Raw genomic sequence first — 520 nt, forward strand, 5'->3', positions numbered from 1 at the left:
GTTGCTGCTCACGTTGTCGCGCAGCCGGTGGAAAGCGCCGATCCAGCCGATCTCCGGCACGCCGTACTTCTCGCCGATGATCCGCAGCCGGATCCCGGTCTCCGGGATGAGGGACTCGCCGATGGTGAACCGGGGGTGGGTCGCGCCCTCTAGAAGCAGGGTCCTGACACCGTGCCGGGCCAGGATGCACGCCAGCATGGAACCGCCGATCCCCGATCCGAGGATGGCCACGTCATAACGGTCGTCGGTCACGGATACCTCAACCTCACTGTGCGGGAGACGGCAGGGACGCCTCTGGCGGACCCTCGTCTCTTCAGCGTGGCCAAGGCGCGCCCGCGAAGCCTTCTCCGGCGTTGCCCGGGAACTGGGCACGCAGAGAGAAGACACCGTCACGGCCCGCACGCAGGATGTCTCTTGCTCTGGACCGCTCATCCGCCGATCAGGAGGCACGGACATCACTATGGGGAACACATCCGCACGCGGCGGCGCGGTCCGCGGCTTCGAGCACCCGGCCGCGTTC

1 protein-coding gene is annotated in these 520 nt (G+C 67.7%); it reads right to left on the reverse strand.

Annotation, left to right across the window (positions count from 1 at the left end; genetic code table 11):
• The coding region (locus GWK61_RS60460; RefSeq protein WP_323748215.1) for an NAD(P)-binding protein at window positions 1-252 on the reverse strand (252 nt) is incomplete at its 3' end.
• Window positions 253-520: the final 268 nt, after the last annotated feature.

The organism is Catenulispora rubra (assembly GCF_015356825.1).
Classification (GTDB): domain Bacteria; phylum Actinomycetota; class Actinomycetes; order Streptomycetales; family Catenulisporaceae; genus Catenulispora; species Catenulispora rubra.